9 protein-coding genes and 1 pseudogene are annotated in these 22,674 nt (G+C 45.1%); all 10 read left to right on the plus strand.

Annotated elements, in window-relative coordinates:
• Position 1: 1 nt before the first annotated feature.
• The 10 genes and pseudogenes from feoB to F461_RS19385 all read left to right on the plus strand — a co-directional run bounded on the left by feoB (position 2) and on the right by F461_RS19385 (position 22,647).
• Positions 2–2,053, plus strand: a complete 2,052-nt coding sequence (feoB, locus tag F461_RS0102465) for a ferrous iron transport protein B (RefSeq protein ID WP_019999569.1) — start codon at positions 2–4, stop codon at positions 2,051–2,053.
• A gap of 37 nt (positions 2,054–2,090) precedes the next feature.
• Positions 2,091–8,417, plus strand: a complete 6,327-nt coding sequence (locus tag F461_RS0102470; protein WP_019999570.1) for a non-ribosomal peptide synthetase — start codon at positions 2,091–2,093, stop codon at positions 8,415–8,417.
• Entirely contained in the window at positions 8,418–10,580 is a 2,163-nt protein-coding gene (locus tag F461_RS0102475; RefSeq protein ID WP_019999571.1) for a TonB-dependent receptor, read from the plus strand. It abuts the gene before it with no gap.
• A gap of 72 nt (positions 10,581–10,652) precedes the next feature.
• Positions 10,653–14,150, plus strand: a complete 3,498-nt coding sequence (locus tag F461_RS18985; protein WP_019999572.1) for an MMPL family transporter — start codon at positions 10,653–10,655, stop codon at positions 14,148–14,150.
• Positions 14,147–14,572, plus strand: coding sequence for a hypothetical protein (locus tag F461_RS0102485; protein ID WP_019999573.1), 426 nt, complete (start codon positions 14,147–14,149; stop codon positions 14,570–14,572). Before F461_RS18985 ends, F461_RS0102485 begins: the two co-directional genes overlap by 4 nt.
• Before the next feature lie 10 nt (positions 14,573–14,582).
• Positions 14,583–15,734 carry an SDR family oxidoreductase gene (locus F461_RS0102490; protein WP_019999574.1) on the plus strand — a complete coding sequence of 384 codons (1,152 nt, stop codon included), beginning with the start codon at positions 14,583–14,585 and terminating at the stop codon, positions 15,732–15,734.
• Positions 15,731–19,951 (plus strand): acyl-CoA dehydratase activase, encoded by a 4,221-nt coding sequence (locus F461_RS0102495; RefSeq protein WP_019999575.1) that lies wholly within the window; start codon positions 15,731–15,733, stop codon positions 19,949–19,951. The genes F461_RS0102490 and F461_RS0102495 overlap by 4 nt, the downstream gene beginning before the upstream one ends.
• 13 nt (positions 19,952–19,964) lie before the next feature.
• Positions 19,965–21,068 (plus strand): adenine nucleotide alpha hydrolase family protein, encoded by a 1,104-nt coding sequence (locus F461_RS0102500; RefSeq protein ID WP_019999576.1) that lies wholly within the window; start codon positions 19,965–19,967, stop codon positions 21,066–21,068.
• 253 nt (positions 21,069–21,321) lie between these two features.
• Positions 21,322–22,412: pseudogene (locus tag F461_RS18990) on the plus strand (IS3 family transposase); the annotation flags it as partial.
• Positions 22,372–22,647 (plus strand): hypothetical protein, encoded by a 276-nt coding sequence (locus F461_RS19385; protein ID WP_019999580.1) that lies wholly within the window; start codon positions 22,372–22,374, stop codon positions 22,645–22,647. The pseudogene F461_RS18990 and the gene F461_RS19385, both read left to right, overlap by 41 nt.
• Positions 22,648–22,674: the final 27 nt, after the last annotated feature.

A 22,674-nucleotide genomic window follows, 5' to 3' on the forward strand; every position in this document is an offset into this window, starting at 1 on the left:
CGTGTTAGTCCAACCAGATACAATACAATCTGCTACCGGCAACCTTGAACTACTGCCTCAAACCGATAACCTTTTGTCTTCGCTTTCTCGTCCGGTAACTATTGCATTTGCAGGCCAACCTAACACTGGCAAATCAACAATTTTTAATAAACTGACCGGACTGAAACAACGGGTAGGAAACTGGCCGGGAAAAACTGTGGATAAAAAAGAAGGCACAGTCGACCATAAGGGCTGCACCTACAACTTTGTTGACCTTCCGGGAACATACGGCCTAACGGCCAACTCACTCGAAGAAGAAATCACCAGAGACTATCTTTTATCTGGAGAAGCAGATGCAATTGTTGCTGTTGTGAACGCCGCAAGTCTTGAGCGCAGTATATATCTTGTTGCAGAGATGCTGACGCTTAACCTGCCAATCATCATAGCCCTCAATATGATGGATGTCGCAGAGCAGGAAGGCTACGCGGTTTCAGCAAAAGCCTTGTCCAAGGCCACTGGTATGCCGGTTATCCCCCTTATCGGGACTTCTCAAGAGCAAAACATGAATGACTTGCTTACGAGTCTTCATACCCTTGACCTTGGACAGGCTGCCCTGCGCACTCCTGCAATAATTTCAGAAGAAGTACAAAAGTTAGCTCTTAAGCTTACTGAGCATTCTTCTTTTCCTAAACCGTTATTGTGGACAGCCGGAAAAATTATTGAACAAGACAAGAGTTTACATAACAGGCTGCAACACGAGCTTACATCTGTAGATCTTGCAACATACAACAAGCTCAAAAAAGGTATCACTCCAAAAGAAACAAACGCTGTCTATCTGGCTCGTCAACAATGGATTGAGCACGTCTGCGACGAGTCTGTAAATATTATCAAAGACCACGCCAGCCCAACAGATAAATGGGACAAACTGTTCCTTCACCCAGTCTGGGGCCGAATCATAGCTTTTCTGGTTATCCCTGCAGGTTGCCTGTTGGGTGTCATTCTTGGCATGTGCACCGGTGGACTGGCATTAATGACAGCTCTTTCTGCAGGGCCTCAGATAAAGGCCATGTGGCCGGGAATGGCAGGAAATCTTGTAGCAACGGCTCTAATTCCTGCAACAGGCTGGGTATTGGCTCTGCTCAGTATCATCGGATTTATCTACGCAATCTTTCATTTTCTTGAAGATACAGGATACCTTGCCCGAGTGGCATACCTTATGGATCCAATGCTGAGCAGGCTTGGCGTTGATGGAAAAGCAGCCATTCCCCTTCTCATGGGGATGCTTTGCAATACAGTGGCAATAGCCGGCAGCAGAGTAATCGCAACCAGACGACAGCGTTTTATCAGTCTATGCATGCTGCCGTTTCTTCCCTGTTCAGGTCAGACCGGTGTCGCATTTCTCTTTGCCTTCGCACTGTTCCCACCAGCAACGGCAATCAAGATTATTCTCAGTGTAACAGCAGTGAATATCATTCTGGCATGCTCAATAGCCAAGTTGCTGCATAAACGCCTGCCGACTACACATACCTCCGGGCTGATAATGGAGTTACCGCTCTATCATAAACCAAATTTCAAAACTATCTTCAGCGGGGTACGCACCAGACTTGAACTGTTTGCCCGCAGTACTGCCGGATTCATCTATGCAGCAATGATCATTGTCTGGGCAGTAAGCTACTTCCCTGAGGGCAATCTCCAGCACAGCTATCTCTTCCAACTTGGAAAATTTTTGGAACCTGTCGGTGCAGTTCTTGGTTTTGACTGGCGCTTTGTTGTTGCGTTGCTCAGCTCCTTTGTTGCCAAGGAAACTACTGCTGGCACACTTGCTGTCCTGTTCTCTGTCGATGCCGGAAATCAGCAGGCAGTTATCGAAGCAGTCCGCCAAGCCATCACGTCTCAGGGAGCATTGGCTTTTATTGTTCTCTCCAACCTCTATCTCCCCTGTCTTGCAACCATTGTTGCTCTAAAAACAGAGCTTGGCTCATGGGCGACTACCGCAAAACTTCTGGTCTGTATGCTAACAATCGCTATTCTGGCGGCGTATATCGCCTACACGAGTACTGCGTTTCTTTTTTAGCACCTAGCAACCTCTTAACAAAGCATAGGATGATGAAATGACAACAGCCTATAAAATGATTAGTGAACCACTAGAAGAATCATTAATTGATATTCTAGAAAGAACTGCTTTGACAGTTCCGGATAAAGGCATCTACCACGTTGACCGGGACGGTACAGGAGAACAATTCCAAAGCTACGCAGACCTTCTGCGGGAAGCAACTCAGGTAGGTAAAACACTTTACCAAAAAGGTTTGAAACCGAAAGACCATCTGTTGCTGGCAGTTGAATCTTCCAAAAACTTTCTGAACCTATTCTGGGGATGCCTGCTTACTGGTATCATCCCTGTGCCACTTGCACATGTAAGAACGCCGAATGATGCATCTATGGAAGTGCAAAAAGTCCTCGGCGTACAGCAACTGCTGCAAGCGCCAGTTGTATCCGACTCACACAATGACCGCACATTCTCTACTCTAAAAACAGCACTGGCAGAGCAAGGTGGAACATTACTGGCTTCTGAAGATATTTTGTCTGCAGCCCGCCTTACAGATAGTAATGAGCCCGATTTTTACCGTGCAAAATTCGATGAGTTGGCCGTGCTCCAATTTTCTTCCGGCAGCACTGGTATGCCGAAAGGTGCCCGCCTGACCCACCGTAACCTGATAGCAAACATTCTGGCCCTTATTGACATCGAGCGAGTCGACAACACAGACACTCTTGTCTCGTGGTTACCGTATTTCCATGACTTCGGATTATTCGGCTGCCACCTTATGCCATTATATGCCGGTATCAATCAGGTAAAAATGGATCCGTTCCAATTTGCCCAGCGTCCTTTCCTGTGGATGCAGAAAATCCATGAGCATAGGGCTACACTGACATCTTCCACTAACACTGGCATTGAGCACCTTGCCGCCTACATCGGATTAAAAAAAGACAAACTCCCCGAGCTAAACCTTTCTTGCATTAAATCTTTCATCATGGGTGCAGAAATGGTCTCTATTGCTTCCTGCAAAAAACTTGAAGACCAACTCGAATCCATGAACTTTCCCAAACTGGCGCTCATGCCGGGTTACGGCCTGACCGAGACCACTCTTGTCGCCTGCTGCACACGCAGCGGCGATCAGCTCAAATCTTTCCTAATTAATCGCAAAAAAATGATCTCTGAAGGTGTCATCGAATATGAAAAAACTCCTTCTGAACATACCGCAGAGTTCGCTTGCGTTGGAACCTCTGTGCCGCACTGCCGTCTACGAATTGTTGACACAGAAGGAAACGAACTTCCTGCAAACCGTGTTGGCCTTATTGAAATTCAGGGTGAAAACGTCGTAAATGCGTATGAAAAAAATCCTGATGCTAATACTGCAGCCTTCCACGATTCATGGTTCTCATCCGGTGACATGGGCTTCATGACCGAAAACAATGAGGCATGCATAGTAGGACGCCAGAAAGAGATTCTCGTTATTCACGGACAGAATTATTACCCTGCTGATGTGGAAAAAATAGCTCTCCTTGGACACGAAGAGAAATTCCGCTTGGCAGTAGTATGCGGCGCATATGATGAAAAATTGGGAAAAGAAAAAGTTCTTCTTTTTTACGTAAAAAATAAAAAAGAACTTTCTGCAGAAAATACCCCGCAGACACTTACGGCTCTCCGTGAAAATGTAAGTAACCTTGCTGGGTTCCCTATTGATCACTTTATCCCTGTCACACAAGGTGAAATCCCGCGCACATCAAGCGGCAAAGTGATCCGTTCTGCATTAGCACAGGCGTTTCTTGATGGCTCATTTGACGGAAAAACTGCAGAGACTGATGCCATGCTCACCGCCCAGAATAAAGGGATCGACTACTCTGCACTGGATCATGAATCCATTGTGCGCAACGTCTGGCAGGAAATCCTCGAGCTTGAAACAAGTCACCTTACACCTAACAAAAGCATGTTCAAACTCGGTGCAGACTCCATCCGCGCCATGCGCATTCAGGGTCTGCTCGAGGAAACATATCAGGCAAAAATGGAAAGTAACTTCTGCTACATGTATCAGACTATCGCAGCACAAGTTGCCTATTTCAAGAACCGCGACTTCAGTATTGAACCACCACAAAACGAACTTGAATCTATCATTCTTAAAATTGTCGCGGAGCAACTTGAGGCTAAACCAGACACAATCGGCGTTACTGAAAACCTTGTAAAGCGTATGGACTCCATTTCTGAACTGCTCACCCTTTTAGAAGAAATCAAAAAGGTTTTTAAAGAAGTTCCTATTGAAAAAGAGTTCCTTGAATTCAACACAATCAGACAAATGGCCAATTACCTTAACGGGCACGTATTCTCTAAAAACACTGAAGAACAGGAATACGACATTTTCCCGCTGATGCATTTTCAGGAAACTCTCTACTTTCATCGTAAAGGATTCGTCCGCAATGAGCCGAGCGGTTTAAGCTGCTATATTTTCCTCAAAACCAATCTCACTGGTAAAATGAACCTTGAGTTGTTCGACAAAGCACTCAACTACGTTGTCAGCAGACATCCAGTTCTTCGCTCTGTCATTGATGAAGAAGATAACCGCCCAAGAATGAAATCACTCAACACGGTGCCGGAAGTGCACACTTCATATCTGGACATCTCAGGTAAATCTGTTGAAGAGCAGCGTCAATTTATCCTCAATAGAGGCCTTGAACACAACGATTACCGCTTTGATCTTTCACAATTCCCGCTTTTCTTCTGCGAACTGCTGAAAGTCAATGACGAGAGACATGTCTTCATGATCAACATCGATCATCTGCTTATTGATGGTTTCAGCTTTATGCAGGTGTTTGAAGAACTCTTCAATACCTATGATAAAATGCTGCGCAACGAACCGCATGAACTTCCTGAAGCGTCTATGACCTTTGGAGATTATGTTCGTGTTGAGCAACTCCGCCAGCGTACTGCTGAGTACAAAAATGCACTGGAATTCCAGCTGGATATTTTTAAAAATCTTCCACCAAAAGCAGTACTTCCTTTTAAGCAGAATCCAGCAACACTGGAAAAAGTTCAGTTCGATACATTCTATCAGGAAATCGAACCAGAAATTATCGAAGCCCTGAATGCTGTAGCAATGGAAAATCAAGTTTCTTTGAACTCTCTCCTGCTTGCCGCATACTTCAAACTAATGAGTATCTGGTGCCATCAAGATGACCTGATCATCAATATGCCTGTCTTCAACCGCGAACAATATTTCGCCGGTGCCCGTAAGACAGTTGCCACGTTCATCGACATCTTCCCTGTGCGCCTCCAGACTTACTTCGAAGAACCGCTTATTCAGATCGCGCAAAAAGCAGAAGAATTCACACGACGCTTGCTTGAAGTTCCAGTCTCCTCCATTGAGCTCTCGCGAGAACTATTCGAACGAGAAGGACTCCGCGCTACGTCCATGAGCTCTATCATCTTCAGTAATTCCATCGGGATGTACAACGGTGAAGTGAGCGAAATGCAAAAGATTATGCTGGACACACCGGAATTCAGAACCGGAGCACCGGGCACCTACATTGACCTTGTTATCTATGATTTCAGAGAACGTAAGCATAGTGCGGATACCTTCTACTTTAACTGGAACTTTATCCGCGACATTTTTGACAAAGATTTCATTGAAATCCTTTCAAGCCAGTACAAAATCCTGCTCACCCAGTTGGTGAAAGCAAAATCTTCTGAATATGCAGCGCAGAAGTTTACCGGTGAAGAGATTATTCCAGAGCACCACAGAAAGCTCATGGGAGAAATCAATAATACGAAGACTTCTTTCCCGGATGCCACCCTGCATGCACTGATCGAAGAGCAGGTTCGAAAAACTCCGGATAAAGAAGCGCTGACCTTTGAAGGTAACACCCTTACATATAGCATGTTCAATGAGCAAGCTGCGGCAATAGGCCGCTGCCTCACCTCACTTAATATTGGCAATGATGACTTTGTTGCTCTGTTTACCAGCCGCAGTCTCGAAATGCTCACCGGCCAGTTTGGTGTACTCAAAGCCGGCGCTGCATACCTGCCAATTGACATCGACTACCCTTCAGATCGTATTGCCTATGTTCTAGAAGACTCTCTGGCACCGGTACTGCTTACGCAATCAACCCATCTGCCGCGTCTTGAGGGAGCGCTGAAGCATGTTAAACATGTCATTTTGTTAGATGAAGGAGCAGATACAGAAAGTATTCCTGAATCCATCAAAGATAAAACCGTTACTCTCAACAGCTTAAAAGAACAAAGCGAGGGCATTGAACTCCCAGAAGTATCTACATGCGATCTCGCCTACATGATTTACACCTCCGGCTCTACTGGAAAACCTAAAGGAGTTCAGGTTACCCATAGAAATATAGTAAACTTCCTCCATTGGGTGAAAATGGAAGTCAATATCAGAGAAGAGGAACGTCTTGCACTGGTTACTTCCTATGCATTTGACATGACTCTTACCAGTAATTGGGTGCCATTCCTTACCGGAGCTTCGCTGCATATCCTTTCTGAAGAAAAGACAAAGGATGTTCAAAGTCTGCTCCGCTTTATCAGCGAACGTGAAATCACTTTTCTGAACGTTACCCCGTCACATTTCTCACTGTTGGCAAACGCCAGAGAATACCTGACCAAGGAACATCTTCCAATGCGCGACGGTATGCGAGTCATGCAGGGGGGCGAGCTGATTAACACAAAAGACCTTAATTTGTGGCTTAAATACTACCCTACACACGGGTTCATCAATGAATACGGTCCGACAGAAACTACAGTTGCATCCACGTTCTTCCCAATTTCGGTAACAGAGAAAAACACTGTTGAACTTCATACTGTGCCTATCGGAAAACCCGTCTATAACACTCAGATTTACATCATGAATGATGACCTGAAAAATTGTATGATTGGAGTACCGGGTGAACTTTGCATCGGTGGGGAAGGTGTCACCAACGGCTACTACAACAACGCAGTAAAAACCGCTGAGGCATTTATACAAAACCCATATGGGCCTGAAGGTGATTTACTGTATCGTACAGGTGATGTTGTACGTCTCTTGAATGACGGCAATATCGAATTCCTTGGTCGTAACGACCATCAGATCAACCTGCGTGGCTACAGAATAGAAGCCGGTGAAATTGAAAACACCATACGTGAGCATGGACAGGTTGCAGAAGCAGTTGTTGTTCCGCAAAAAGATACTGCAGACAGCCTTGCACTTGTTGCCTTCTATACAAGTACGAATGGACAGATTCCCCCCAAAGAACTTCGCACCCATCTTGCCGAGACCCTTCCGGAATACATGATTCCGGTCCACTTTGAGCATCTGGAGACAATGCCGTGCACCCCAAGTGGAAAACTGGACAAAAAGTCACTGCCTAAAGTGACAATTGAAGCTGGTGCAATAACAGATGATTCTGCAAAACCAGAGACAGAATTGGAAATTCAAGTTGCGGAAATATGGGAAGAAGTACTCGGAGTCACCGGCATCGGTCTTAATAGCAACTTCTGGGAAATAGGCGGCGACTCTCTCAAAGCAATGCGTCTCATCATGCGCATGAAAAAAGAAGGCTTCATTAATTTCGGTCTCAAGGAAGCATTTGAATACCAAACTGTTGGCTCAATCGTTGAACACATGCTTTCCACCCAAAAAGAGACCGAGGAAAAAGAAGCCGACATTGTTAATCTGACTTACCGCCAATATCCGGTAGCCCAACTATTCTGCCTTCCGTACGCGTGCGGTAATCCAACAATGTATCGTGAACTGAGCGACCTTTTGCCGGCTGACTACGCTATATCAGCAGCAAATATGCCGGGACACGGTAACAGCGGAAAACCGTTTGAGTCCATCCCTCAAATAGCAGAACACTTTGTGCCGCTTCTTTCCGAAAAACAACAGGATACTCCGTTGTTTATCGTCGGATACTCATTCGGCGGCCACGCGGCTTATGCCCTTGCCAAACTGCTTGAAGAAAAAGGTACTCCTGCTGCCGGAGTTATCATTATCTCAAGCCCTCCACCGGAAATAAAAGGCGGCCTTAAAGCCATTCTTTCCAGCACAGATGATGAAATCATGACTCGTTCCAAAGAGGTCTACAAGTACGACTTCACAGACATGACCGCATCTGAACAGAAAGACTATCTGCACACACTCAAGATCGACACTAAAGCGATGGTCGATTTTACCTTCACAAGAAAGCTCAACACTCCGGCAATAAATATCGCCGGACGTAATGAGGAAGAACAGAGCATCCGTTCTGAAGCCCGCTTATGGCGCAACGCCTTTAAGCATTGTGAACTTAAAGAACTGAACGGTGCGCATATGTTAATCAAAACTAATGCAAAAGAGCTTGCAAAACTTATTTCATCATTTGTTGACGTAATTGCTCTTGAAAATGGAGGGGGAAAATAAATGGCAACCACCCTAATGCGTTTGCGCATTCAACTATTCGCTGCAACATTGCTGCTTGTATTTGCAACCGCCGCTGTGTCCTTTGCTGCTCAAGGCCAGGAAGCAGGTACACAACAGCAAGCTGAGGCAGAGAACACAAGTAACGACAGACCGTTACAACTGGCTCCTGTAGTTGTTACAGCAGAAAAACGTTCTGAAAATGTTCAGGAGATTCCTTCCAGTATTTCTGTCATCTCAGATATGCAAATGACAGACTCTGGTATCACCGATATTGAAGAACTCTCATCACTGACACCAAACCTTTTTATTTCAAACTGGGGCTCCAGAAGTAACTCTTTCATTTTTATCCGTGGTATCGGTGCGGTCAACAACGATCCGGCAGTCGGTTACTATGTAGATGATGTAAGCTATATGAACTCGGGTGCTTTTGACTCAAACCTTTATGACATTGAACGAATTGAAGTTCTCAGAGGCCCGCAAGGAACTCTGTATGGTCGAAATAGCCTGGGCGGTGTCATTAATATTGTTACAAAAGAACCAGATAATGAAACTCATGCAGGATTGACGCAACGCTTTGGTAACTACAATCTCTATGAAACAGAGCTCTATGTTAGAAAACCAATCATTAATGACAAGCTGTTTCTGGGACTCTCAGGCAACTATCAGAAACATGACGGCTACAGCCACAACGATTATCTAGACGAAGACGGCGATAACCTGAAAAGCCTCAATGGGCGTGCTCATCTACGTTGGATGCCTTCGCAGGATCTCGATGTCATTCTTACAGTTGATGGTGAAAGAATTGATGATGGTGCGTACCCGATTACTCGCTTATCTCAGGTTAAGAATGACCCTCATCGATACTCACATGACACCTCGGGGAGTGATGAGAGGGATTCTTTCGGCACGTCTCTTCGAACCAAATATGATGCTGAAGCACTTACCATCACCTCTATCACCTCTTACCGGCACTACGATGATCGAGTCTATAACGATCAGGATTTCATGCCAATACCGATGATGACTTCAAAGCAAAACCTCCACGACAGTCAGGTGACTCAGGAGTTCCGTTTTGCATCACCAAAAGACAACGGAAATTGGAAGTGGCTTGGCGGATTATACGGGTTCTATCACGAACGTGACGACAATCTTATTCTCGACTTTGCTCCGGGCGTTATGCTTCCGACAGTCGGAGTCACCTCAGACACCGACTCCATTGTTGATACCATGGGTACAGCAGTGTTCGGGCAAGCAACGTATACGTTATTCGATAAGTTAGACCTGACAGCCGGCCTGCGCCTTGACTATGAAAGAAGTGCTATAGATTACGAAAATAAACTTAATGGGATGCAGGCAACTAAGTTTGACGACAGCGTTAACAACAACAGCCTGCTTCCAAAATTCCAAATAGCCTATCACCTGACTGATGATGTTATGACCTATGCAACTATCTCCCGTGGTTATAGAAGCGGCGGTTTTAACACTGCATTTCTTAAAACCAGTGACCGAACCTTTGATCCGGAATACAGCTGGAACTATGAACTCGGTGCCAAAACATCCTGGTTCAATAACCGCGTGAACTTTAACGCAGCTGCTTTTTACATCACAATCGAGGACCAGCAGGTAACAACAACACTGCCAAATGCAAACACAGTTATCCGCAACGCTGGTAAGTCACACAACATGGGTTTTGAACTGGAAGGAAATGCAATCTTGTTCGAGGGCCTGACTGCTGAGGCAAACTTTGGTTATACCTATGCTGAGTTTACCAAATATAAAGATGGCAGCACCGACTACAAAGATAATCAGGCTCCTTTCGTTCCGCGCTATACATACCTCGGCGCGCTCCAATACCGACGTCCGTTAATAAAAGAATTCAATTACCTATGGAATACAGGTTCGTTAGATCTGTTTGCCAGAGCTGAAGTTCAGGGTACCGGTCCATTCTATTGGGATGTCGCAAATAATCTCAAACAGGATCCGTACGAAATATTCAACTTCCGCGTCGGCTTTGAAACAGAATACTTTGACATCATCGCCTGGTGCAGAAACGCATTTGATAAAAAATACGCAAAAATCGCATTCGATTCCGGCGCTGGTTACGCATTGGGACAGGCTGGAGATCCGCAAACATTCGGGCTTACTCTTCGAGCCAGATTCTAAACAATCCTGATCAAGTCACACGGGGCAGGTTTTCCTGCCCTGTATTACTCACCCCCCTAAGGAGTGGACAGTATGTCCGGTTACGTACCCCCAACAGACACCATATTTTCCCGACTCGCATTACTGATATGCCGCCACCCCTGGCGGACAGTTTGTGCTCTGTCTTTATGTACTGCATTATTTATAGTACAAATGCAGAAGCTTACGTTCGACAACTCGGAAGACATATGGTTTGTCCAAGGTGATCCGTCCCTTTCCCGTGTCCAAACATTCCGTAAACTTTTTGGTAATGATGACTTTGTCTTTATGGTCTTTAACTCCAGCAAAGTTTTTTCCAAAGAATCCTTAACCAGTCTTGAAAAACTGGCAGGCGAACTTGAAACAAAGGTGCCATACGTTAAGGACGTTACCTGGCTTGGAAACGCTGAATACATGGAAGGGAAAGATGATACGATTCACATCAGCAAGCTTTTTGAATCTAAAAAAGCCGACACAATAAACCTTGATGAAGTAAAACAAAAAGCACTTAATGAAAAACTTTTTCAAAACTCTGTCATCTCTCCAGACGGGAAACATCTTGGATTAATTGTCGAACTAGGCGCGTACCCGGACACAGTTGAAGACCCTAGAAGCGAAGTTGCGCCAGCCATCACAAAGATCCTGCAACAACCTGAATACGCATCGCTTGCTCCACATCTCGTCGGACAACCTATCCTTCATCATGTTTATAACATGCTGTCTTTGACAGAATCACAAAAATTTTTTGGACTATGTCTGCTCATCCAGTTTCTTCTGTTATTGAAATTCACAAAGGGATTCAAAGGCGTTCTTACCTCCCTTGCTGTTGTCTTTATTAGTGTAGTCTGGACAATGGGGCTTATTCATATCCTCGGTTATACGCTAAACCTTTTCATTATTCTCGTGCCCACCCTTCTGATTTGCATCGGAATAGGTGATTCCATGCACATAATCAGCGCGTACCATCAGCATCAGTCAACAACCGACTCCCCACGTACCGCAATTATCAAATCAATTTCTGAAGTAGGCCCACCGTGCCTTTTCACCAGTCTAACCACTGCAGCAGGGTTTCTCGCATTTAACGCGGCTGATATCCGCCCATTCCGCGAAATGGGCATCTATGCGTCACTCGGAACAATGGCTGCTTTTGTTCTGAGTATAGTGCTGGTTACCCTGCTGTACCACAGCAACAAAAAAGAAAACTCAAAAGTAACGCAAAACAATTTCATTGAAAGATTACTTGAACAGATGCTGAACCACATTGCCCGAATAAATATTACCACCCCTAAGCGGGTCATTGCATGTTTTGTTCTACTGACTATAGCTTCATGTTTTGGCTACTCACGAGTTGAAGTTGAAACCAATACCGCACGGATGCTATCTCCAGCCTTGCCCCTGAGACAGGCATATGATGCCATCGACAATACAATGGGTGGCTCCATGTCTGTGGAGCTTATGCTTAACACAGGCACTCTGAACGGCATTAAAAACACAGAGTTCCTTTTAAAGCTCAACGAACTTCAACAAAAAATAGAAGCCTTACCAACTGTAACCAGTACAACAAGCATCAATGACCTGCTGAAAAAAATTAACCAATCCATGCACGGAAACAATCCAGCATACTATGTTCTTCCGTCCTCTTCCCGTTCAATTGCGCAGTACCTTCTTCTCTATGAACTGGCAGATGGTCAGGAACTGGATAAGCTGCTCAGTTTCAAAAACGATGTTGCCCGGCTGACAGTAAAAACGACCGCCCTCGGCACCAAACAGGTACGAGAACTTGCTGCTTTTGTAGAAAAAGAAGGAAAGAAAATTTTCGGTTCTTCAGCCAAGGTAGAAATGGCAGGGCACCTCTACTGGGTTAAAGCAATGAACGATCTGCTAGGAGCCGGGCAACAAAAAAGCTTTCTTACTGCTATCATTATTATCTCATTGCTGATGTCTGTCTGCCTCCGCTCACTAAAGCTTGGGCTTATTAGTATCGTTCCAAATATATTCCCTGTCCTGATCACATTAGGTCTTATGGGAGCTACCGGAATGTATATGGATATGCCTCTTATGAGTTTCAGTGCCATCATCATTGGAGTTGCAGTGGATGATACCATTCATTTCCTCTTCAGATTCAAAAAGGAATTTGCCTGTTACGGCTCTTACAGCAAAGCAATCACATCAACATTGCGTACTGTCGGCAAGCCACTAATGTTTACAACCGTGATTCTTGCTTCAGGGTTCAGTGTCCTCACCTTTTCAGAACTGACGGGGGTTGCAAAGTTCGGTGGTCTTGCGTGTTTTGCATTCATCTGGGCATTACTGGCAGACTTCTTTTTTGTTCCTTCACTGGTTCTACTTTGCAAACCTCTCGGCAAAGAAGTCATCACTCCTGCAAACCACACTACACCTCACAAGAGGAGCAATACAATGCAAGGAACAGTCATTGGTGTAATTGGAGGTTCAGGCCGCGTCGGTAAGGAAGCAGTAACGTATCTACTCAAAGAGACACCGTACTCCATTATAATCGGAGGACGGACATATAGACCACAAGAAATACCAGACTCAGACAGGACATCATTTAAAACGGTTGACCTATTCTCACCTGACTCTCTCAAAGAGTTTTGTTCTGCATGCACTATTGTAATTAATTGTGCAGGTCCCTCTGCACTTGTGAAAGATATCGTCGCATTGTCTGCGTTGGAACACGGAGCTCACTATGTTGATCCGGGTGGGCATAATCCTGTTTACCACACTCTGACGCAACACCAACAGAAGCTAAAAGAAAAAAAACGAGTCGCAGTCATTGCCTGCGGTATTCTTCCCGGTCTATCGGAGCTTTTCCCTATATACGAGGCACAGCAAGGCTTAGATACCATTAATTCAATGGAATATCACTACATCGGACGCGATAAATGGACTCATAACTCCGCATACGACATTGCATGGGGGGTAGGAAACATTGGCATCGGTGAGGCACCTATTATCTATACTGACGGGGTGCCCAAAGAAGTAAACCTGCTGACATCAGGAAAGAAAATCACCCTTCCGCAACCTGTCGGGACTTGCAAACTGTTTCCGGTTCTCAGAGAAGAAATGAGAGAGTTCATTACATTAAACAACATCAAAAACGTGGCGGCATACGGTAACAACTGGGGCTTTTGGGTCAGCATGGCAACCATCGTTATCAGTTTGTTCAAATGGCATCGTTCAGAAAGGCAGCTTCATCAGGCTGCAGAGCTTATTGTCAAAGCTGCACGTAAGGATATGAAAAACAAGAACCCCGGCTTCATGCTGCACCTTCTTATGAGGGGAACACAAAACGGTCAGCCAGCCTCTCTGACCAGCACACTGTATTTTGAAGACACATATCGGGCCACTGGAATTTGTGCAGCCATCACAGCCAGACTTATTGCCGAACAACAAATTCCTTCTGGCCGTTATTGGACTTCTCAACTGCCTAATATTGAACGTTTTATGCAGTACTTTCTACAACAAAACTACACAATAACCAGAAGTGAAAATATCGAATGCACCCCATGTATTCAGGAACCAGCAGCATGAAAAAAAGTCTCCTAACTCTTATTATCGGTCTAGGTCTGCCTATTGGCTTTATGTGCGTTGTTTCTCTTCCGCTTATTTTATTGGGCTATGTCCAGCCGGACCCGCATCCATGGAACTGGCTGACCATGTATATTATCGACTGCGTTTTCGGACTGTCACTCCTTACAACGTTATACGGAATCAGCACAAAAGCGCAGTGGGGTAAGCCTCTTGCGCTTATCACCGCAGGATATTCCCTCTTTGCCTTCACACAAACGGCTCTCGAGGCTGTACTGAACATTCAAGGATTACTGGAAGCTCCTATCGCTAACCCATTGTTTATACTTGTATTCATGGTGCTGGGAGTATTGTTAAGCGTTGCTATTCTTCTATTCGCAATCCAATTCCCGACACATTGGCAAACATCAGAAACCGCGGCCTAAAGGAAAGGTAATGAACTCATATTGCAAAAATATTCTGCTGACCGGTGCAACAGGCTTTCTGGGAGCACATCTGCTCAATGAACTGATGCGCAAAACCGATGCTACAATATACTGCCTTGTCCGTACTCCGCAGCAAGACAGCTCAGAAGACCGCCTTATGCGCAATCTTGCGTATCTCTTCGGAGAAGAACAAATAGTACAGTGGAACACGAAAAGGATTATTCCAGTACTGGGTGATGTCGGACAAGATAATCTTGGGCTTTCTGTTGAGCTATACAACATGCTGAGTGAAACAGTGGACACAATATTCCACAGTGCTGCAATGATGTGGCACTTCGGACAACTTGATCAATTCTCAGAAGTTAATGTGAAAGGCGTAAGGCGCCTTCTGTCCTTTGCTGAAAAAGGCATTTCCAAAAGACTGAACCATATCTCTACGCTGGCAGTCAGTGGAAGGCGTTGTGACAACCCTGAAAATCTTTTCACCGAAAATGACTTCCACGAGAATATGGAATGCCCCAATGCCTATGTACAAACGAAGTATGAAGCAGAACGGATACTGCTTCCTGCTCTCAACCAGAAAAAGGGTATTCGTATTTTCCGTCCCGGATTTATCATGGGCGATTCACTCACTGGGAAATTTAAAGAACACATAACGATGGACGCCCAATATCTGCATTTACGCGGGCACATCCTTATGGAGACAGCCCCTCCTCTCTACGATGATGACTTTATGGACATTACTCCGGCAGACTATGCTGCAGATGCCATTACCCATATTGCTCTGACGCCTGAGACAGAAAATTCCGTCTTTCATATCTGCAACCCCCAACCGATCCTCAAATCAGAAATCTGGGAGTGTGTACGAAACTGGGGATACCCAATCCGTACACTTCCTGCAGAAACGTATATGGAAGAGGTGCTCACCCTTGACGAGTCAGAAGCCTTTCTTGAAGGATTAAAAGATATCATTGTCTATTTAAGCGACTACGAAAAATCTCCGGCCGTTTTCAAATGCAGCAACACCCTCAAGGCACTGGAAGGAACAGAAATCCACTGCCCTCCACCTGATAAGGAGTTGCTACAAAAATATCTTGCCTACTGCGTCAAAACAAACTTTATCCCCGCACCATCATCAAACACAGGAGGAGAGCGCGCATGAGTTCCGGTAAAGGCAATCCCCCTCTTATCCTCGGTATTGATGTCGGCTCAGTAAGTATAGATATTGTTCTTTTATCCCAAAGCCACACTATACAATACGGCAGCTACACCCGACACCACGGACAACCTGACACTGTACTTTATACCAAGCTCAGTGAACTGGAAAAAGACTATTCATTCTCAACTGTCGCTATTACAGGAACAGGAGCTAAGCGGCTCGCAGCCTTGCTGGGGGGGCATGCGGTCAACGAAGTTGTTGCACAAGTTGAAGCAGCCAACAATTTCTACCCACAAGCCCGCGCCATTATTGATATCGGTGGGCAAGATTCACAATATATTCAACTTGAAGAAACTGAAAAAGGAACACTGCGTCTCAAAGATTTCTCTGTCAGTTCCATGTGCGCTTCCGGAACAGGCAGTTTCCTCGATCAACAGGCAGCCAGACTAAACCTCTCCATTGATACTGAATTTGCCCGGGAAGCGTTACGCTCCTCCCACCCTGCCAGAATTGCAGGCCGCTGTTCTGTCTTTGCAAAATCGGACATGATCCATCTGCAACAAAAAGGCACTCCCGTTCAAGATATTGTCGCGGGCCTGTGCCATGCATTAGTACGCGGATTCAAATCTTCAGTCGTAGGCACAAAAAACCTGCAGCCCCCCATTGCTGTTGTAGGCGGAGTGGCGGCCAATGACGGCGTCATTGCTGCTTTGCACAGCGAATTGAAACTGGAAAAAAATTCTCTTTTTCGTCCGGATAACTTTGCGTTGTCCGGTGCTCTGGGTGCAGCAGCATTCATATTGTCGCACCCGACGACTTATGAAAAATATAAAGGCGCTAACAACTTCAAGCATGAACTTTCCAAAGAATTGACCACAAACTCCGTGTTGCAACCACTTCCGGTCCCAACACAAAAGCCCATGCAGACATCTGCGCCCCTGCTTCAAAAAGGAGAAAAAATTCCCGCATTCCTCGGAATAGACATCGGTTCGATATCAACCAACCTTGTACTCATTGATACTAAGTGCAACGTTCTATCGAAGCAGTACCTTATGACAGCAAGCCAGCCTATCAAGGCCGTAAAAGAAGGACTGGAAAATCTTCAGAAACGCTTTGCCCACGCTGTTGAAATTAAAGGAGTTGCAACTACCGGCTCCGGTCGTCATCTCATTGGAGATCTAGTAGGGGCAGACATAATGGTCAATGAGATCACCGCTCATGCCAAAGCCGCTGTATTTTCCGACCCTCAAGTCGATACCATTTTTGAAATCGGCGGTCAGGACTCCAAATATGTCCATCTTTCGAATGGCGTTGTTGATGATTTTACCATGAACAAAGCTTGCGCTGCCGGAACAGGCAGTTTTCTGGAAGAACAGGCCGAACGCCTGAATATTTCGATTAAAAAAGACTTTTCAGACATGGCCCTGAGCGCACCAACTCCGGTGAACTGCGGAGAGCAGTGCACTGTTTTTATTGAATCTGAAGTAATACGGCACCAACAGAACGGAACTTCCCTCGCTGACATTACCGCGGGACTTGCATTCAGTATTGCTACAAACTATCTGCACAAAGTTATTGAAAACAGAGCAATAGGGAACCATATCCTCTTTCAAGGAGGGGTAGCATTTAACACCGCTGTTCATTCAGCATTTGAAGTGCTTACAGGCAAAAAACTTATAGTACCAGAACATCATGAAGTAATGGGGGCACTTGGCTGCTGCCTACTGGCCAAAGAAACTTATGACGCCAAAGACATCTCAGCATCACACTTCCTTGGCTTCAACAGCCTACAGCACGAAATCACTCAAAAATCATTTCAATGCAACAAGTGTGAGAACCGCTGCGATATCATCAAGGTCACCCTTGCAGACCACCCGCCCCTTTTCTACGGCGGACGATGCGAACGTTACGAAGTACGTCGCCATGAGAACGTAACAACTAAACTGCCAGACCTAATTGCTGCACGTGAACAACTTATGTTTTTTGCATATCAGCCACGCACTATACACCCTGCCCCAAAAGGGACTATCGGCTATCCACGAGTTCTTACGTTCCACGAGTATTATCCTTTCTTCAACGCGTTTTTCAATGAACTCGGCTTTTCCCTGTTATTGTCCCCCCAGACAAACAGTACAATCATACGCAACGGTGTCGGTTCCGTTGCCAGTGCAACATGTTTTCCTACAAAAATTGCGCATGGGCATGTGGCTTGGATGAAGCAGGCGATACAGGAAGGAAAAGCTGACTATATGTTTATTCCCTCAATCCGTGAAACATTCCCTACCTGTGATTCACATCCTTACGCGAATCATTGCAGCTATATTCAATACATTCCTGACTTAACAAATGAAGCTTTTTCTTTAGAGGAAGAAGGCATTCCTCTGCTTAAGCCTTCTCTACATTTTAGATTAGGCAAAAAGCAGATGATGAAGGAACTTCTGAAAACAGCAAAACAAATAGGAATTACAAGTAAAAAAGCTGTCAGCGATGCTTTTCAACGTGCAATGGAAACTCAGCGCAAGTTCACAAAGCAACGTATTGAACTTGGAGAAAAGTGCCTCCAAAACCTTCCCCCAAACACGCCTACGCTCATTCTATCCGGTAAAATGCATAACATCTATGATGCTGGCACAAACCTAAATATCGGACGTATATTTCGTGAGCGCGGTATACTTGTTATCCCTATGGACCTACTTGATCTTCAGCACTCACCGGAGGTTGGTGAAGCATGGCGCAATATGACCCTTGCTATGGGGCAAAAAACACTTGTTGTTGCAGACGCCGTACGGAAAAACCCGAACCTCCACGCTGTATATCTCGCAAATTTTGGATGTGTGAACGACTCTATTTATCCGGACTTCTTTAAACGTGAAATGGGCGATAAGCCGTTTCTGCTCCTTGAGATAGATGAACACTCCGCAGAAGCAGGGGTTATCACCCGATGCGAAGCATTTCTTGATGCAATCTCAAATAAAACGGTACCTGCATCTATCCCTCCACATCGTATAACAAAAAAAGAATACGATCCCGATGGAGAAAGAGTTCTCTACCTGCCCCATGCTGCAAACGGAATGGGGGTATGGGCTGCTGCGTTACGTGCTTCCGGCGTTAATGCGCAAATTCTTCCGCCACCGGATGACCGGAGCCTGCATTGGGGAAGAACCTGCCTGAACGGCAAAGAATGCCTGCCGTGCACTCTTATGACCGGTGATATGCTGCGTCTCATTAAAGACACCGGTATGCCGCCTGAAAAAACCGCATTTTTCATGCCCGGTTCCTGCGGCAGTTGTCGATATGACCTCTTTAACACACTGCAACAAGTAGTTTTTGAGGATATGGGATTGGAAGATGTTGTTCTTGTAGATGAATACAAAAATGCCAACCAGAAACTGCACTCCATTATGTCCAGCAAAGAGTACGGACTTCTCGCTTGGAAAGGCTTTATAGCTGCAGATATTCTTGAAAAGTTACGGATGCATATACGCCCCTATGAAATATCTGCAGGCACAACCGACCTGACATACAAAGCATGCCTTGCACACGTAATCAGCACTATTGAGAAAAACGGTAACGTTGAAGAAGTAATTGCCCATGCTGTAGACCTGTTTGCAGTAATTGAACGACAGACCGAGCAACGCCCTGTTATTGGACTAGTAGGAGAAGCATACCTACGTAATGTGGATTACGCCAGTGACCATCTGATCTCTAAGCTTGAAAAGCTGGGCGTAGAAGTACACATGCCTGCCATTATGGAGGTACTATGGTACTCACTATACAAAGAAAGATACTACAAAGCGCAAGGCGGTGAAACTCTTTCCGGTATGTTCCTGAAATTGCAGCATAGCATGCTTACAGCTGTTGAAAAGAAACTGCGCCGACATACTAAATCTATCCTCCCGCATCCTTTTGAAGCTCGGGTATGGGATACTATCGCAAAAAGCGGCTTCACGCTGGATGCGGGGCTAGGCTTTGGAGCAGCGTTAGAAATAGCTTCCCATGGTGTTCAAGGAATTGTTCATGCTATTCCTTTCAACTGCGTACCAGGTCTGATGATTCAAGGACTGGAAAAACGCTTCCGCCGAATGCATCCACAAATCCCATTTCTTACCGTCGCATTCCATGGTCATAACGATCCAAGCGTAGAAATCCGACTTGAAGCCCTTGTGCACCAGTGCAAAGAAATTCACACACAGTTTTCGGCGATAAAAAAGACTGCATAAGGATATTCTCACCATGTTTAGATATACCTCCAAACATTGCAAGCAATGCTACTTGCAGGAAGACCCTTTCCATAACATCACCATTAATACTCAGGGCCTTTGTAACCTTTGCGAAAACAGCACGCGAACACCGGAAAGGAACTGGGAAAAAAGGCAAAAACAGTTTGAAGAAATCATCGCCAAGCGTGACAGGTCTGCCCAATATGACGGGCTAATTATGATGAGTGGCGGCAAAGATAGTGCATACATGGCGCACATGCTCACCAAAAAATACGGCCTAAACCTGCTGGCACTGACCATTGATAACGGATTCGAGTATCCAGAAACATTCGAAAACGCTTCAACCATCGCCAAAAAGCTTGATATGGCGCAGCTTGTCTACCGGATCAATCCTAAGCTAATGCAAGAATACTATAAGTTCCTCTTTTGCAATCCAGCGATACTGCAAAAAGACTGCGGGCAGGTATGCACCTTCTGCGGCCGCTTTCTTGTCCGTACAGCCACAGAGCTAGCTGCAAACATGGGCATTCCACTCGTATTCTCAGGTCATAATCCAGAACAAATTTTCCTCATGGGAGAAAGTATTGAAGAAGATCCTGACAGAATCACTATGATGGAATTCACCATGGCACTTGTTCAAGAAGACACTGCCACTGCAGTTAAAGCCTGGGAAAAAGCTCATTCTGCCAACCGCACCGGTCAGCTTCTCTTTCCTCTTAAGCTAAGCGCAGACAATGTTTCACTGGTATTTCCTTTTCAGTATTTCCCGTATGAACCGGATAAAATGCGCGAGACAGTTCAAAGAAAACTTAACTGGCTGCCAATCAAACGTTTTTCCAAAACGTACATAGCATCGGGCTGCAAGCTGGTAAAACTTTGGGCCTATCTAGCTCATTGCAATGAAACCAACAACTACGTGGATTTTGAATTCAGCACGCAGGTTCGAGAAGGAACAATACCATTAAGCACTATCAAGAACTTCTATACTGAGTCTGCTGCGGATCTGGATGAACTTGCAGAATTAACTCATGACCTAAATATGGCAGCCTCGTTACAAGAAATGCTTTCTTCACATTTTGGCAAGGAAAATGAATTACATAAGAAGCTGGCGTCTTAACTCAACTAATCCCATTGTAGCACTCTAGTTTTCCCTGCATGTTTTAAAAAAAGGATAGCATTCCCCCGCTCCAATACGTTGAAGTTAACCCAACTCCTTTCGGCCATTTAAGCAGCGGGCAAAGTTGGACAAGCTCGCTAAGTTTAGTCGTTAGACACAAAAAATGCCTTACAGTGAAACTGTGAGGGTAATCCTGCTACAAACTTGTGGACACATAGTTAAGCTATTATCTTGAATTAAAGAGGAGATGGAGATGAGAGTCCGAAAACGTAGATCATATGATGCTGAGTTTAAGAAGAATTCTGTTTTACTCTGTGATGAACAAGGCCGAACTGTCGCGGGTGTAGGAGTGTTTGGGGATACCTAAGGATCTGCTTTACTGTTGGCGTAGAGAGCTAACAACACAAAAAGAAATCGCATTTCCAAATCGTAGAAAAGAGGCTTTAACAGAAGAACAACGAGAGACAAAAGAGCTTCGAAAAAGGTTCCAAGATACTAAATGGAGCGTGATATTTTAAAAAAACTTTGGGCATCTTCGGCAGAGCATCGAAATGAGATTCAAGTTCGTAAAGCCAAACCGCTCTACGTTTCCGATGAAGAAGATGTGCCAGACCCTATAAATTTCCATGAGCGGATATTATGCGTGGTGTAAGCGTCCAGAGTCGCATCGACAACAGGTGAATAACCTACTTCGCAAGCGGATCTTAGCAATATGCAACGAACATAATAGGATGATCGGAAGCCCTATGCTCACCTTCTGAATTGCGTGATAAACCTTTATTCCAGAGTGTTAGTCAGGCACATGTTGCGCGACATATGCGAGCGTTAGGACTGCGCTGAAGGTATGCAAAGTAATTTGTTCCTACAACAGATTCTGCACATACAGAGCCTGTTGCTCCTAATCTACTCAATCGTAATTTTACTATGCCAGTTCCCAATATGGCTTAGGTCACTGATATTACGTACATCAAGGTTGGACGAAAGTGGCATTATCTGACCGTGGTCATCGACCTGTATTCCCGAATGGTTGTTGGGTGGGATTTACGTGAGTCGTTAGAACGGCATTCTGTTATCTATGCTTTAAAGAAGGCTGTGTCACGACGGAAGCCTTCTTCCGGTCTTCTGATCCATAGTGATCGAGGCATACAGTATGTAAGTAAGGATTTCCGCAGGTGTTTGAAAAAGCATGGCTACATCCAGAGTATGAGCCGGAAAAGGAACTGCTGGGACAACTCCGTAGCAGAATCTTTTTTTCACACGATCAAAAATCAACTGATCCGCCACAGAAAATCAAAAAACAATCATGAAGCCGAATTGGCTCTATTCAACTATAATCGAAGACAGTGACATCCGAACAATGGCTGGCTTCCCCCTGCTACCTTTGGGTAACGCAATGGACAGTATGACCTTGTGGTTTAACTTGGTGTCCACATTTATGTTGCAGGATCAGTTTGATGATTATTCAAAATATAAAGTGGAATGCTTTTCTGAAGCAGAAAAATATGCGCATAGAAAACATCAGTTTCCATTAGATTGTGAGCAGGCATTTCAAATAGGCGTGTCAATGAACAGTCAATAGCTGCTTTTTTAATGATCTCTTCTTAAC

This window comes from Halodesulfovibrio aestuarii DSM 17919 = ATCC 29578, assembly GCF_000384815.1.
GTDB lineage: Bacteria > Desulfobacterota > Desulfovibrionia > Desulfovibrionales > Desulfovibrionaceae > Halodesulfovibrio > Halodesulfovibrio aestuarii.

Coding starts and splice junctions, on each gene's coding strand:
- F461_RS0102470 (WP_019999570.1), top strand. CDS start 2,091: ATGACAACAGCCTATAAAATGATTAGTGAACCACTAGAAGAATCATTA.
- F461_RS0102475 (WP_019999571.1), top strand. CDS start 8,418: ATGGCAACCACCCTAATGCGTTTGCGCATTCAACTATTCGCTGCAACA.
- F461_RS18985 (WP_019999572.1), top strand. CDS start 10,653: ATGTCCGGTTACGTACCCCCAACAGACACCATATTTTCCCGACTCGCA.
- F461_RS0102485 (WP_019999573.1), top strand. CDS start 14,147: ATGAAAAAAAGTCTCCTAACTCTTATTATCGGTCTAGGTCTGCCTATT.
- F461_RS0102490 (WP_019999574.1), top strand. CDS start 14,583: ATGAACTCATATTGCAAAAATATTCTGCTGACCGGTGCAACAGGCTTT.
- F461_RS0102495 (WP_019999575.1), top strand. CDS start 15,731: ATGAGTTCCGGTAAAGGCAATCCCCCTCTTATCCTCGGTATTGATGTC.
- F461_RS0102500 (WP_019999576.1), top strand. CDS start 19,965: ATGTTTAGATATACCTCCAAACATTGCAAGCAATGCTACTTGCAGGAA.
- F461_RS19385 (WP_019999580.1), top strand. CDS start 22,372: ATGAAGCCGAATTGGCTCTATTCAACTATAATCGAAGACAGTGACATC.